The 13,518-nt window shown below is 69.7% G+C and carries 10 protein-coding genes and 1 pseudogene; 6 read left to right on the top strand and 5 right to left on the bottom strand.

Translation table 11 applies throughout. From position 1 onward, the window contains the following. Positions 1 to 2: 2 nt before the first annotated feature. The 3 genes from AB0D12_RS22090 to AB0D12_RS22100 all read left to right on the top strand — a co-directional run bounded on the left by AB0D12_RS22090 (position 3) and on the right by AB0D12_RS22100 (position 4,919). On the top strand, positions 3 to 821 hold the full coding sequence (locus AB0D12_RS22090) for a hypothetical protein (RefSeq protein ID WP_362685366.1): 819 nt from the start codon (positions 3 to 5) through the stop codon (positions 819 to 821). A gap of 439 nt (positions 822 to 1,260) precedes the next feature. Next, a complete protein-coding gene (locus AB0D12_RS22095) occupies positions 1,261 to 3,348 on the top strand; it encodes a DUF4139 domain-containing protein (protein ID WP_362685369.1) in 2,088 nt (695 codons plus the stop codon). An 8-nt stretch (positions 3,349 to 3,356) separates the two neighbouring features. Then, a complete protein-coding gene (locus tag AB0D12_RS22100) occupies positions 3,357 to 4,919 on the top strand; it encodes a DUF4139 domain-containing protein (RefSeq protein WP_362685371.1) in 1,563 nt (520 codons plus the stop codon). A gap of 257 nt (positions 4,920 to 5,176) precedes the next feature. Here the strand turns inward: AB0D12_RS22100 and dacB are convergent, their stop codons facing one another. Further along, the gene (gene dacB, locus AB0D12_RS22105; RefSeq protein WP_362685374.1) at positions 5,177 to 6,796 is read right to left on the bottom strand and encodes a D-alanyl-D-alanine carboxypeptidase/D-alanyl-D-alanine-endopeptidase; all 1,620 of its coding nucleotides are present in this window, start codon (positions 6,794 to 6,796) and stop codon (positions 5,177 to 5,179) included. Between the two features lie 167 nt (positions 6,797 to 6,963). Further along, on the bottom strand, positions 6,964 to 7,167 hold the full coding sequence (locus tag AB0D12_RS22110) for a hypothetical protein (RefSeq protein ID WP_362685377.1): 204 nt from the start codon (positions 7,165 to 7,167) through the stop codon (positions 6,964 to 6,966). A gap of 864 nt (positions 7,168 to 8,031) precedes the next feature. Between AB0D12_RS22110 and AB0D12_RS22115 the strand changes: the two genes are divergently transcribed. Beyond that, the gene (locus tag AB0D12_RS22115; protein WP_362685380.1) at positions 8,032 to 8,505 is read left to right on the top strand and encodes a DUF4142 domain-containing protein; all 474 of its coding nucleotides are present in this window, start codon (positions 8,032 to 8,034) and stop codon (positions 8,503 to 8,505) included. A gap of 307 nt (positions 8,506 to 8,812) precedes the next feature. On the opposite strand, the pseudogene AB0D12_RS22120 reads toward AB0D12_RS22115, so the two are convergent. Further along, a pseudogene (locus AB0D12_RS22120) lies at positions 8,813 to 9,031 on the bottom strand (MarR family transcriptional regulator); the annotation flags it as partial. 406 nt (positions 9,032 to 9,437) lie between these two features. Beyond that, the gene (locus AB0D12_RS22125) at positions 9,438 to 9,836 is read right to left on the bottom strand and encodes an SgcJ/EcaC family oxidoreductase (protein WP_362685383.1); all 399 of its coding nucleotides are present in this window, start codon (positions 9,834 to 9,836) and stop codon (positions 9,438 to 9,440) included. A gap of 825 nt (positions 9,837 to 10,661) precedes the next feature. On the opposite strand from AB0D12_RS22125, the gene AB0D12_RS22130 reads away from it, so the two are divergent. Then, complete coding sequence (locus tag AB0D12_RS22130) at positions 10,662 to 11,042, top strand: VOC family protein (protein ID WP_362685386.1); 381 nt, start codon at positions 10,662 to 10,664, stop codon at positions 11,040 to 11,042. A 917-nt stretch (positions 11,043 to 11,959) separates the two neighbouring features. On the opposite strand, the gene AB0D12_RS22135 is transcribed toward AB0D12_RS22130, so the two are convergent. Next, positions 11,960 to 12,502: an FABP family protein gene (locus AB0D12_RS22135; RefSeq protein WP_362685389.1), complete on the bottom strand. Its 543-nt coding sequence runs from the start codon at positions 12,500 to 12,502 to the stop codon at positions 11,960 to 11,962. A gap of 403 nt (positions 12,503 to 12,905) precedes the next feature. Here AB0D12_RS22135 and AB0D12_RS22140 point away from each other — a divergent pair, with 403 nt between their 5' ends. Continuing rightward, positions 12,906 to 13,472: a hypothetical protein gene (locus tag AB0D12_RS22140; protein WP_362685392.1), complete on the top strand. Its 567-nt coding sequence runs from the start codon at positions 12,906 to 12,908 to the stop codon at positions 13,470 to 13,472. Positions 13,473 to 13,518: the final 46 nt, after the last annotated feature.

The raw sequence follows: 13,518 nt of genomic DNA on the forward strand, positions 1-13,518 counted from the left end.
CCATGAAGACAGCGCGAACAGCCTGGCGCCGACTCGAGCCCGTACACGGCATGATCTATTTCGCCCCCGAGGGAAGGCGACGGTACGCGGACCTCGGACTGAGCGGACGCTCCGGGTACTTCGCCTCCCGGAGCGCGGCCTTCGGCCGAGCATCCGCTGAGCTGGTCATCTCGACCTTCTACAACTTCAACCCCGGTCTCGTACGGAAAGCGGTCGACGGGGTCTGGGACGCGGTGACGCCGCAGCAGGTGCTGGACGCGCGGCACGCCGCCGCGAGCGAGGCCCTGCGACGGGCCGGCATCCACGAACTCCCCGCTTTCGACGAGGTCCTGGCGCTGACCCGCAGGGCCGCCGACGCGGCCTGCGAACACGCGCAGGGCCGCCCGCTGTTCGCCGCGCATGCTGCGCTGCCCCGGCCGGAAGAACCGGTACTGCAGCTGTGGCACGCTCAGACGCTGCTCCGGGAGTTCCGTGGAGACGGCCATGTCGCGTGCTTGCTGAGCGAGGGCGTGGGGGGTTTGGAGGCCCTGGTTCTGCACGCTGCCACCGGTGAGGTTCCCGTCGACTTCCTCAAGGGAAGCCGCGCATGGCCCGAGGAGGAGTGGGCCGACACCGAGGAGCGCCTGCGCACGCGAGGTCTCCTCGACGGCGACTCCCTGAGCCCGGAAGGCGTACGCCTGCGCCAGCACATCGAGGACCGCACCGACCGCCTGGCCCTTCCCGCCTACGCTGCCCTGGGTGACGCCGACTGCGAACGTCTCGCCGAACTCGCGAGCCCCTTCGGACGCGCCGTCGTCGAAGCCGGCCTCCTCAACAGCTGACCTCCGCTCTTCACGCCCCCTCCGCACGCTCCCGCGGTTCGTCTTCTTTGGCTGACCAACCGCTCGGTTGCGGATCTCCCGGCGGGTGGGGCGGTACAGCTTCTTTGGCCAGCGTGCTTTCGGGGTCCGGCACGAAGTCATCGGCGCCGCAAGCTATGGGAAGACGCGTATCGGCATCGGCTGACACGGCACCCAGGCGCTCCATGGCCCGCTGGTGCGCCACCCGAGGAAGCTCAGCCGCACCTGACGGTCCGGGTTGTCGCGGTTGGTGTCCACCAACCTCCGCCAGGACAACCCCGGCCCTACTCGCCGGCACGGGCATACCGAACAGCTGCGACCGCGGGCCCGAGAGGGACGCCATCCTCCTGATGCGACGCGGACGCGCAGACCGCCCGGGCGTAGGCTTCGCTCAGCATGGACGCGGCGGGGGGCGGAGCACATGACGGCTGAGTCAAGACAGAGGTGGGGGTCGACCCTCGATTCGGTCGTGGTGTACGCGCAGGGCGCGGTCTGCCGCCGCCTGGCCCGGGGCAGCGTGTCGCCTGACGGCCGGGTGCGGGTGGCGGGACTGCCCCGCTCACTGGACCCGGGCTCGCTGCGGGCCCGTGTCCTGGGCGCCCCCGGGGTGCGCGTCACCGAGGCCCGGGTGGAAGTCGAGGCCGAGCCGCTCGGCACGGGCACGCCCGACGAGTTGCGGCGCGAGGTCGAGCGGCTGAGCGACGAGTACGCGGCGGCGCAGGGACGCCGGGACCGACAGTTGAGCCTGATCGAGGAGGTCAGGGCTCTCCACCCGGTCCCACCTGCCCGCAGGCGCGAGGACCCGCACCGCCGTACCCCGGTCGACGCGTGGCTGGAGCTCGCCGACTTCGTCGACGAGCGGCTGACGGGACTGCACAACCGCCTCGTCGAGCTGGAGGAGGCACTGCGCAACGTCGAGCACGAGCTCACCGTCGCCGCCGACAGGCTCGCCCGCGCCTCCACCGACGCGCCGTCAGCGCACGTGGAGACCACGGTCTGCGCGGTCCTGACCCTCGACGGCACCGGTGACGCGGAGGTGGAGCTGGAGTACGGGGTGCCGGGCGCCGTCTGGGTGCCGGCCTACCGCCTCACTCACCGTCAGGGCGACGGCAGCGGCCGTCTGGTGCTGCGCGCCTCGGTCGCCCAGCGGACCGGCGAGGACTGGACCGGCGTGCGCATCGCCCTGGCCACCGCCGATCTTCGGCGCCGCACCGACCTGCCGAGGCTCCGCTCGATCCGGATCGGACGCAGTCAGCCCGCCCCCGCGCCTTCCGGCTGGCGCGAGCCCCCGGCCGGGCTCGTCGACCTGTTCTCCGGGTACGACGCGGCAGGACCTGGCCCAGCCACGACCGCCGCACCCGCGGCTGTCGGGGCCGGCTCCGCGCCCGTGGGTGCCGCGGGCGGCTCCGTGTCCGGTCCCCTTCCGCCACCGCCGCCGGCGCCGCAGGGCTACGGCGGTCCCCCGGCCGCAGTCCCGGTGCCCGGCGGCGCAGACGGCGCTCCGCCGGAAGTCTTCGGCGGCGGGATGCCGGCCCTCGCGCAGCCGGCCGGGTCGCGACCGGGCGGCAGGCCGCGGACCGGCGGCAGGTCCTTCGCGGGTGCCCCCGCCGCCATGGCGCCCGCGGCTCCTGGCCGGGCTGTGCCGCCAGCCCCTCCGGCACCGGTAGCCGGTCCGCCGCAGCCGAGCGGCGCCGAGCTCGACTACGCCGCCCTCGTCCTGTGCGGCCCCGACGAGCAGGGCCGTCGCAGAGGCCGGCTGTTTCCCGACTCTCCCTTCGACCCGGCGGCGGCCGAGTACCGTCGCCGCGCCGAAGCGGTGGCCGCGCTGCCGTTGCCCGGACAGGCCGTGCGGCCTCGCGAGTCGGCGGGTTACTTCGACCACCGCTTCGATGCCACCGCCCGCGCCGACATTCCGTCGGACGGCACCTGGCACACCGTCACCGTCGGCGAGATCCCGGTCGGCCTGCGTACCGAGTACCTCTGCGTGCCGTCCGTGGAGCAGACCGTGTACGCGACGTTGGTGCTCTCCAACGCCACCGACCAGGCACTGCTGGCCGGCCCGGTGGAGGTCACCGTCGACGACGACTTCCTGCTGACCGCCGCACTGCCCACGCTCGCCCCCGGCGGTGTCCGCCGGGTGGGGCTCGGGCCGGCCGAGGGCATCCGGGTCATCCGCCGTACGAACCTGCACGAGTCGACCTCGGGCCTGCGCAACAACGCCACCGTGCTTGACCACCGCGTCCACGTGGAGCTGGCCAACCGGCTCGCGAGGCCCGTCACCGTGGAAGTCCGCGAGCGAGTGCCGGTCACCTCCGAACCGGACGTCCGGATCGAGGAACGGGCCGACTGGACGGCACCCGAGGAAGGCGCGGGGCCCGATCGACATGCGCCGGGCACCCGCGTCTGGCGGCTGGACCTGCCCGCAGGCGCCACTGCCGTCCTCGACGGCGGCTACGAGATCCGACTCCCGACCGGCAAGGCCCTGGTCGGCGGCAACCGCAGGAGCTGACACACGCCATGTCCACGGCCCCGAAGCCGATCGCCCTCCCCGTCACCGCCGTCACGTGCCTTGAGGATCGCGCCCACATCGAGCGCGCCGTCGTGCTCGACCTGGAGGCCGGGGTCCAGCGGCTGCGTCTCGGGCCGGTCAGTGCGCTGGCCGTCGACCGGACCCTCCATGCGGAGCTGACCGCCGATCACCCCGCGACCGTGCTCGACGTGCGCATCGTCCGCAGCTGGACGCCGCGCGGGCCGCTGCCGTCCACCGACGACGACTCCGCCCTGCGCCACCGCGTACACGCTCTCGAAGAGGAGCGGCTGGCCCTGGGGCAGCGACGCGACCGGCTCTATGCCCGCCTTGACCTGCTCGGCCGCCTCGCCGCCGATCTGCTCCGGGAGATCGGCGAAGGGGCCGGCTCCGGGGAGACCGAACGGGCCCGCTGGGCCCACGAACTGGACCGGGTGGACGACGAGCGCGACGCGCACGGCGAGCAACTCCGCACCGTGGAGGCCCGGCTGGCCGCCCTCGCTGCCGAACTCGGCGAAGCCCAGCGGGCCATGCACCTCTCCGAGGAGGAGCCCGCGGAGTTGGTCGGCCATATCGAGTTGACCGTGGAGGCCGCGGTCGCCGGGCCGGTCGGGCTGCGCCTGAGCCACCTCACCCCGTGTGCGCTGTGGCGGCCCGCCTACCGGGCCGTGCTCGTCGGGGACTCGCTGACACTGGAGACCGACGCGATGGTCTGGCAGCGCACCGGTGAGGACTGGTCGGACGTACGCCTGACATTGTCGACGGCCCGCTCGGCGCTGGCCACCGATCCGCCGCGGCTGGGCGAGGACCGGCTGACGCTCAAGGACCGCTCCGCAGCGGAGCGCCGCACGGTCGACGTCGAACTGCGCGAGGAGGAGATCGGGGCGCTCGGCCCGGCCCCGGTGCTCGGCCTGCCGGGGGTGGACGACGGCGGCGAGGCGCGGGTGTTGAGATCCCCCTCGCCGGTCTCGGTGCCCGGTGACGGCCGCGCCCACCGAGTGCTGCTCTCCGCATTCACCACGGCCGCGCGCAGTGAGTACGCCTGCTCAGCGGAGTTGTCCCCCCTGGTCACCCAGGTGGCGCGGTTCGACAACCTGTCCGGCCATGCGCTGCTCGCCGGGCCCGTGGACCTGATCCGCGGCAGCGGTTTCAGCGGCCGCGGCACGCTGGACTTCACCGCCCCCGGCGCCCCCGTTGAGCTGGCCTTCGGCAGCTGCGACGACTACAGGGTGGTCCGGCATGCCGAGGAGTCCCGCGACTCCGCCGGAATCACCCAGCGGACCGTGGTCACCCGCACGGTCCGGCTGCATCTGTCCCGGTTCTCCGCCCCCGGGGAGCACGGCGAGCGGGTGGTCGTCCTTCGGGAGCGGATCCCGGTCTCCGAGGTCTCGGCGGTGGAGATACGCCTGCACAAGGATTCATGCTCCCCGGCGCCCGACGTGGTCGACGCCGAGGGCATCGCCCGCTGGGACGTCACCCTCCCGCCCGGCAGCCGCCGCACGGTCACCCTGGTCTACGAGCTGTCGGCGAGCGCCAAAGTCACCGGGCTCTGAGCTCGTTGGGCCGCTGCACGCCTGCTGGTGCAGGCCTGATCCGGGCTCCCGCCCCCAGCCGGGGGCCGTCTCGCACACCCGAAGGACGTGAGGGCCGGTCACCGCAGGGGCCGCCGGTACGCGGGCTGCCTGGAGCGTTCTCGATCGTGGCTCCTCAGGAACTACTGCAACGGTGGGAGGGCGAGAGGCCGTTGGCTATTTCCCCGACAGCCGCACGGCGTGCGGATGCCCTCGATCGGCCGCGTTTCAGTCCTCATTCAGTCTTCCCGCCGCGCCGCCGCCTCCTGCAGATACGCGGAGATCATGGCGAGGTCGTTGGCAATGTCCAATACGCCGTTGACGTCGGTCGTCGGGGTGGAGGCGCCGTTGACGCCGGCGTAGAAGACGTCGAAGCGGCCGTTGCCCTTGTCCAGATAGCCGGCGAGCGTGATTGCGCCGACGCCCAGACGGTTGTTGAGCGCGTCCAGCCCAACGGCGGCGCCGGTCTTGGCGAACACCTTTCCGCGCGCGGGGCAGTCGCGGCAGTTGTTGGCCAGCAGGCCGTCGACGCCGAGGATGGGAAGCGAATTCCGGAAACGCTCCGCCTCGGGGGTGCGCAGCCAGTACGTCAGCATCTGCACCAGGGCCTTCGGCGTGGCCCGGTCGACGGGATTGCCGCCCCGGCCGTCCGCGAGCTGCACCTGCTTGCGGTCAACGCCCGCGCGGTCCAGGAAGCCGGCCAGGACCGGGAAGCCGTCCATGCAGTCCTGGCTGCCTGTCGTGACGGCCATCAGGCACAGGCCGAGGTTGGCGCCAAGGTTGTGGCTGACCTTGAAGATGAGCTTGGCGTACTGGGCGTAGGGCGGGGATGTGTACGTGGCCACGCGCGGCCGGCCCTCGTATGAGCTGGGGAGCCGGTCGGCCGGGTTGGGTCCCGTCGGGTGGGCGGTGACCTCCACCCCGGCTCGCTCGAGCGCCTCGATCAGCGCGGTGCGTCCGAAGGCCGCCGGGTCGGCGATGTCGGACACCTTCAGCGCCGGGTCGGCGTCGGCTGCGATGGTGCCGGACAGCTGGATCCGGGTGCCGTTGTCGGAGGTTGTCACCTCGATGTCGGTCGGCTCCCCCGCTGCGACGGTCTTCACTGTCGACGTGACGCGGTACGGGGCGACTTTCGGCCGCCAGTCCAGCTGCGCGGGCGCGCCGGGGCGGTCGCCGGGTGTGGTGAGCAGGTCGATGAGATTGTCGTTGATGATCAGCGGGGCCGGGGTGGGGTCGAAGACGGGCTCGGGCAGGAAGAGCCGGTCGTCGACGATCACATTCCCGTCGACCTGGGTGATGCCGGAGCGCCGTACCTGTTGCGCGATCAGGTCGATCCCGGCGAGTGGATTCTCCGGAGTGAGTGTGGCGCCGGGGAAGCTGTTGGCATACGTGTGGTCGAGGTCGGTATAGGCGACCGTGCCGTCGGGGCGGGTTCTGCCGCCCATGGTGAGGTCGCCCTGGGCGACCAGGTCGAGATTGCCCTCCAGGGTGCTCCCGCGCCGCTCGCCGACCGCGTAGACCGGCGTACTGAAGCGGTGGTCGCCGCCGAGGGTCTTCCATGTCCCGGACACGCTGAACAGCTTGGCCGTCGACCCAGGTATGAAGAACTGCTCGGCGAACCGGCTGTGGACCACGCGCCCGCTGTCCGGGTCGCGCTGGAGCAGGCCCCACTGGGCGTTGGGGTAGTCCGGCTTCCGCATGATCTCCGTAATCCGCGGGTCGAGCCGGTCGGAACCGCTGTCGTCGAGCGGCGACGCCGCCTGGACTGCCGTGCTCGAAGCCAGGGCTCCGAGCAGCAGGGCGCAGCATCCGGCGACAATGCGACGCCGAAAGGACCCTGGATTCTCTCCTCGCACCACAGCACGCCCCCGTTCGTCTCGGCGGCCTCCAACCCATGGGGTCAGGTATGCACCCCATGGGGCGCCGGATGTGCGCGGCGCGGACGGCCATCGCCCGATCGGCGCGGCACATTCGTCCTAAGCCCTGTGCCGACCGGTCGTGACAGCCGTCCCGGACTTTGGACCAGTCATTCGTACAGACCTGCAGCCCCGGCGATGTCGTTGCTGTAGCCCCAGAGTCCACATTCTCCCCCGAAGGTCCACGCGGTGCCATATGACGGGTTGACGTCGTAGTAGAGCTCGCCCTTCTCGTCGAGATGCTCAAAGGACTTGAACTGAGCCCAGAGGATCAGTCCGCCGATGGGGCCGATGGACACGCTTTCCGCGAGCACGGGCTTATCGCTCCTGATGAACCCGTCCTTGAAGCGATATCGCTCGTCGTTTCAGCCGTCACAACCGCAGTTGGGATCGACGCATAGGCGCAGACGGCCGTTGGGCGATTCTGTCAGCTGAGTCCGGCTGCGACAGCGAAGCGAACGCGGCGAGGCAGAAAGCCCGTTTGAGCTGTCGGTTGCCTCGCCAGGAGGGGTGTTCGCCGCGGATGGGTCTTCGGGCGCACGCTCTGACGCCGAGGACGGGCCGACAACGGGACAGCCTTGCCCGGTTCCACAAGCCTCCGCTCCCGGGACCGCTCTGGCGGGCGCCCGGGAGCCGATCCACACAGGGGACGGCCGACGGGTGAGCGCCATGAAAGGGGACCCGCCCATTACGCGGTCCGGATACGCCGCGCGGGCGTCCGCTTCGACGGGCGCACACGGCCCGGTCAGCGGTGGTCGCCTCAGTCCCCTCGTCATCGACGAGCCGCCGAGCAGCAGACCGAATCCGCCCGCTCGGCACGAGGCACTGCCTTGGCTGAACATCCCCGTCGCCTCATCCGTATCCCTCATTGCGTGCCGTGCCAGCCGCCTTGAAGTGCCAGCTCCCGACGATGAGAAGAAGTAGGTCTCTATGCCGAATCGGGAGGCATCATGCGTCCGAACCGACGCGCAGCACGACCCAGGGTTTCGACGCGGACGATCGCGATCATTGCTACGGCGTGTGCCGTGGTTGCCGCCGTTCTGATCGCGATGCGAGGCACCGGCGGGGAAGCATCGGCATCGGCAGACCAGGTGGCCTCTGGACTCCCCCAGCACAGCAGCGGTCACTATGACGCCTCGGATGTGGCGGGCCAAGCCACGCCCGGCCAGGCTCAGCCCGTGACCCAGGTGGACCGCACGTTCCTCGTAAAGGTCCGGCAGGCCGGGTTGTGGGAGATCCCCGCGGGCCGTTTGGCACAGACGCACGCGTCCAGTGATGCCGTACGACGTGCAGGGCTCCATCTGGTCGACGGGCACAGCAAGCTCGACCAGCTGGTCCGCGAAGATGCCCGGATCCTCGGCGTCGAGCTGCCGAACGAGGCGACACCGGAACAGCAAGGGTGGGTCAAGCAGCTCGACGAGGCTCAAGGGGACGAGTTCGACCGACTTTTCGCGAATCTGCTCCGCGCATCGCACGGCAAGATCTTCGCCACCATCGGCGAGGTCCGGGCCGCCACCCAGAATGACCTGATCCGCCGTCATGCCCGTCAGGCAAACCAGACCGTGCTGGACCATCTGGAGGTGATCGAGGACACCGGCCTCGTCGACCCCAAGACGTTCCAGGAAGTCGAGGCCGCTGTCGCGCCGAAGTAGACGCCGGCAGTGCCCACTTCAGCGGGGGCACGAGGGGCCGGGCAGCTGCTTTCGCCAATGGACGACGCCGTTCCCGGTCTCTCGAAAACCTGCCGCAGCGGGGCTCCTGAACTTCTCTTTGCCAGCTGCACAACCTGGCCAAGTTCCTTTGCACTGTGCAATGATGCGTGCGGGGCTGGTCGATGGTCGACCTCTGCCCGGGAGCGGCACTGGCACGGTGACGCAGCTCAGGACGGCATGCCTGGCAGTCGACCGGCCCCTTGCACATCCACGGTCCGCCCCGACCGGGAACTCGCCTCTTCGGGGTTCAATCGCCCCGCCGTGGTGGGGCGTCGGTCCAGCCGAGCGGATAGAGGGCGGCATGCTCGTCCGGGACCGAAGGCTCACCACCCGCTTCACTGAACGCCGTCAGCGCCCCGATCAAAGCAGACCGCTGCCCTGGTGTGAGCCGTTCCACGATCGAGGAGATCTCCACGCGTCGCCGCGCCGTGACGTCCTCGACCAGCCGATAACCCTCAAGAGTCAAGCCTTCACAACGCCAGACCTCGGGAACCACGCCCTGCATGGTGCTTGACCTGCACCATCGGCGAGGTGACGACCCATCAGAACAAGCGTCACGAGCGTCGTTTCAGCGTCAATCGCCGTGCTTTTGCAGTGCCCTGCCAGCTGGCGAAAACTGACCCTTTTTGATGTCAGCGGCCGACTTGTAAAGGTCGTCTGCGCCGTAGGTGCACGGCGAGGGGCCGAGCGAGTCGGTCCAGCCCAGCGCGTTCAAGACATAGGCGTGGTGGTTGTCTGCCGGTTCCAGGCCCAGCGGGTCGACAGATCGACTACGGCTCCCAGCGCGGCCCCACCGCCCCGACGCCCGGCGCGTGAACCGGCGCAGGGAACAGGCTCGGCGGCGATGCGCTCCATGGCGACAGATTGCCCCGTCAGTCCATGCTCGGGAATGAATGGTGTTCGTGCGCCACAACCCAGCGTCCGCGTTCCTTGCGCAGCCCGACCGTCAGGCGTAGCCGGTTTTCGGGGTCTTCTCGCAGCTCCTTCTGAGTTCCGCAGCGCAGCAGTGCGTGCGCGAAGGCGACATCGTCGCCCGCCGTGATGTCGATCGAGACGATCTCGAACGAAGCACCTTGCCGCTGCCATTCGAAGAACGGCGGCCACGTCTCCCGGTAGAGGTCTATGCCCCGGACTCCGTCTTTTTGTGGCGGCACATCGAACATCACGATGTCGTCGGCGTGATCGACGAGGACACCGTCCAAATCCCCGGCGTGCACGGCCTCCGCCCAGCGCTCGATCAGCACCCGGATCTGCGTGTCGTCATCATCCACGGCTGCGTCCCTTTCAAGGATGCCGCCCTTCGGCGACCTTGTTTGACTGCGTACGAAGTGAGGACCGCCTCGGCAACCGTGATTCATCGGTCTCCGTCGTCCAGACCCTTTACCCCATTCCACTCCAGTGGAGAGCGTGAAGCGATCGGGCGATAATCCAAGCGATAACCGTTTCGGTTTCGCTTCGGTTGGGAGGACGCGTATGCAGTCCTCGGCCCGCGGCCCGGCTCCACTTATCGGTGTCGCCCTGGCGCTGATAGCCAGGTCGCAGCTCCGTGGACGCCGCCCCCGCCGACAGGTCACCGAGCGCCACCCCCGTCGTCCGTCATCCCGGTGGTCGCCTCGACCAACGTCTACGCACCAGTACCCCGCGCAACGCCGTCGAGAGCCGCATCAACCACCACAGGCATCGGGCAAGTTGGGGCAGGCAGCGGTTGTGTGACCCAAGCACTCCATGCCGAGGTTTCCCCGGGAAGGCCTCGCCCGGACGGCTGTTTCCTGCGGCAGAGGTCAATCCTGCGCTGGGGACCGTTCGGACCGAACTGGGTCGCGCCCACGTCATCGAAGTCGTCCGTCGCCGAGATGTACGTCGGCAGCTCGGCACTGGTGGAAGACGGCGGCTTCCCAGGTCGTGTCTCAGAGTCAGCTTCCCTACTGCATGGCCAACGGCCTTGCCCGGCTGCCCGGACAAGGTCGGCCCTGAAATCACTTCGCCGGTGCTCGCCTCGTCCGGTTACGATCACGGGATTGTTTTCACTGCGGGGAGCCCATGAGGTTCGCGTGTGGTCTCCCCGGCAGTTCCCAGGATGAGAGCAGGTTTCGTCGATGGCATGTCGTATCAGTGAGCTCGTGCTCGGTTGCCGCGACCCTGAGGTGCTGGCGCGGTTCTGGTGCGAGGTCCTGGACTTCGTCGTGCTCGATCGCGAGGACGACGGCTCGCTGGAGATCGGGCCGCGCGAAGGGTTCGGAGGTCCGCAGCCGACGATCATCCTCAGTCGCAGGGATGAGCCGGAGCAGGGGAAATCCCGGCTGCACATCGACGTCAACGCCACCGACCGCGATCAGGACGCCGAGCTCGAACGCCTTCTGAAACTCGGTGCGCGCCCGGCCGACATCGGCCAGACAGGGCAGGAGCAGTGGCATGTCCTGGTCGACCCCGAAGGTAATGAGTTCTGCCTGCTCAAGGCCCGCCTCAACCCACTCTGATGCTCATCGGTCACGCCTCGACACCTCGAAGCCAACTCCCCCACACACGACCCGCTGTGCGATCAAGCTCGCGCACCTAACTGACAGCCGTACGAGCGGGCGCCCGTATCCCGAAGGAGGCGGGCACCCGCGCCGTCAGCCGACCGAGGTCACCGCCCGGACCATCCGGCCGCCCTCGCGGATCGCGAAGCCGAGACCGAGCTCCAGCGGCACCTCGCGGCCCAGCTCCACCGCCGTCGTGACGGTTCACAAGCCGCTGTTCCCAAGAAGAGAGCGGCGGTTCCCCAACCCCGGCCGTAAGCCTGTCGGCTCAAAGCCAGCTCCCTCCCAAAGGGAGACACATCACCCAAGGAAACTCAACCGCACTTGACGGTCCGGGTTGTCGCGGTTGGTGTCCGCCAAACTCCGTTGGGGCAACCGTCAAGGTACCTGAGCACGGACGCTCCACATGATGCGTCATCGGAATCACGTTGGAGCGGCGTGATCCAGGAAAACAGCAGGTCAGGTGTGGTTTCTCGACCCGTCGGGAGCGCGCTCCTGGGCGCCAGGAGCGTCAAATGGGCGTCACGGCCGATACACCGTGACCGCTCGTCGCAGGTGTGCCACCTACGCCAACAGCCGACCTCGGTGAGCTCAGCACCGGTTAGAGGAACCCGCACGTGGGACGAGACCGGACCCGCCGCCGCCTCGCTCTGTCTTGGCCATCCACCTGCGGCAAGTCGAGTGGAGTGCGGGGCGCCAAGTACGCGTTGACGAAGAAGCAGGCCGCCATGCTCCGGGAGATCGCGGCGGCGTCCGATGCCGCCCGGGGCGCGGTGGTCGCGGTCGCCTCGGTGTCGGCCCTGCGCAACGGCGTGGGCACACGCTCGCCTGCGACTTCCGGATCGAACCGCGAGCACCGCACGCCTGACGCCTGGTCAGGGGTTCCGTCGAAGCCGTGCCGAAAGGTGGTGCTGCAGGGGTTGACCGACCGCCGCGAGGTCATGGACGAAGGCGAGCGTGTCCTCGTCCGTCACGGTGTAGCGGCGGCGGGTGGCGTTCACCTGCTTGGCCGTGGGAGTGAGAGCCACCTCGTGGGTGGTGAGGTCGACCGTGCCGGCGTCGGCGCTGCCGACCAGGATCTCCGCGATGCCGGTGGGCTGGGTGATCAATGCCTCCACACGTCCATCAGGTTGGAGCCGCCACCAGCCGCTCTCCCGGGCCGACGGCCGCAGCGGGGAACCGTCCGCGCCGAGCAGCCAGGCGCGCGCCTCGTAGTGGAGAAAGGGCCGCCCGTCGTGGCTGAAGGTGACCTCCTGCGCGTACGTGAACTCCTCGTCGAGCGTCGGATATCCGCCCCGGCCCCGGCCGGCCCAGGTACCCAGCAGCCCGATCACCGGCGCGAGCAGTGCGTGCGGTGCGGGTGCCTCGTCCGATCGCAGGGCGTCGGGATACGGGGGCTTCTGGGCGGGGTCGTACATGATGCGCGCTCCTGGGTCGAGGCCGGTGCCGGACGGCAGCTTAGGCGGACGGGCGGACCACCCGGGCGTAGGCATCGCTCAGCATGAACACGGCGCGGGGGCGGAGTACATGACGGCTGAGCCGGCACAGAGATGGGGGTCGACCCTCCAAAGCCGTCTCGGAACGGCAACCGCGGACTCTTCGCCCAGCCGTACCGGCCACGGGTCCGCGCGACTACGTGTGCGAGTACGCAGTTTCCCGGATGCCGGGGAGGCTCGCCGCTGTGAAGATCGCTCCACGAGCCGTGCGTCGGGGCAGGCTGGATGCTCTCTGGCGTTCTTCTCCCTTAGGTCGGAGCTGTTTCGGTCGTCCGACGCGTCACCGGCGTCGAGCAATATGGGTGCGGTACAGGGAAGGCAACGCATGAACCAGCGTCAGCAAGTGGAATTCCACGGCTCGTGCGGGCACCTGATCTCGGCTCCGGCCGACCGCGCCGAGCAGGACGTCCGTTGCCCCCACTGCCACCAAGTGGTCCGGGCCCCGTCGGCCGATGTTCCATACGCCTCGCCCGTGCTCGCGCCCGATCCCGCGCCGGCCGGTGCGGCGGAGCCGACCGCCCTGACCGCCCTCTACGTGACCGCGCTGATGGCCGGTGTGCTGGGCACCGCCCTCGTCTACCTGGTCATGTTCAATGAGTTCTCCGAGTCCGAACTGGTCACGATCACCCCGCTGTGGCTCTTCCCGATCGTCTTCGGCCTGTACGGTTTCGTCTCCCAGCGGCTGCTGCGCCGTATCGCCGCGGGGCGCGCGGGAACCCTTGGCCAGGCCGCCCGCATGTCGATCGACGTGGCCGGTCTTCGGGCGGCCCTGGTGCTCTTCCCGTTCCTGGTGCTGAGGTGGCGCAGCTCACTGCTCGTGTCGCTGGCGGCGGCGGTCTTCTGGGCCGTGCTGCTGTGGCTCTTCTTCGCGGTGCTCTTCCCGACCCTCTGAGCGCCGCCACGGCATCACGCAACGCGACGAAGGGAAACAGCGATGT

This window comes from Streptomyces sp. NPDC048479, from assembly GCF_040651435.1.
Taxonomy (GTDB): domain Bacteria; phylum Actinomycetota; class Actinomycetes; order Streptomycetales; family Streptomycetaceae; genus Streptomyces.

Excerpts from the sequence above, each read along its gene's own strand:
- AB0D12_RS22135 (WP_362685389.1), bottom strand. The coding sequence starts at position 12,502 with ATGTACGACCCCGCCCAGAAGCCCCCGTATCCCGACGCCCTGCGATCG.
- AB0D12_RS22100 (WP_362685371.1), top strand. The coding sequence starts at position 3,357 with ATGTCCACGGCCCCGAAGCCGATCGCCCTCCCCGTCACCGCCGTCACG.
- AB0D12_RS22130 (WP_362685386.1), top strand. The coding sequence starts at position 10,662 with ATGGCATGTCGTATCAGTGAGCTCGTGCTCGGTTGCCGCGACCCTGAG.
- AB0D12_RS22090 (WP_362685366.1), top strand. The coding sequence starts at position 3 with ATGAAGACAGCGCGAACAGCCTGGCGCCGACTCGAGCCCGTACACGGC.
- AB0D12_RS22140 (WP_362685392.1), top strand. The coding sequence starts at position 12,906 with ATGAACCAGCGTCAGCAAGTGGAATTCCACGGCTCGTGCGGGCACCTG.
- AB0D12_RS22095 (WP_362685369.1), top strand. The coding sequence starts at position 1,261 with ATGACGGCTGAGTCAAGACAGAGGTGGGGGTCGACCCTCGATTCGGTC.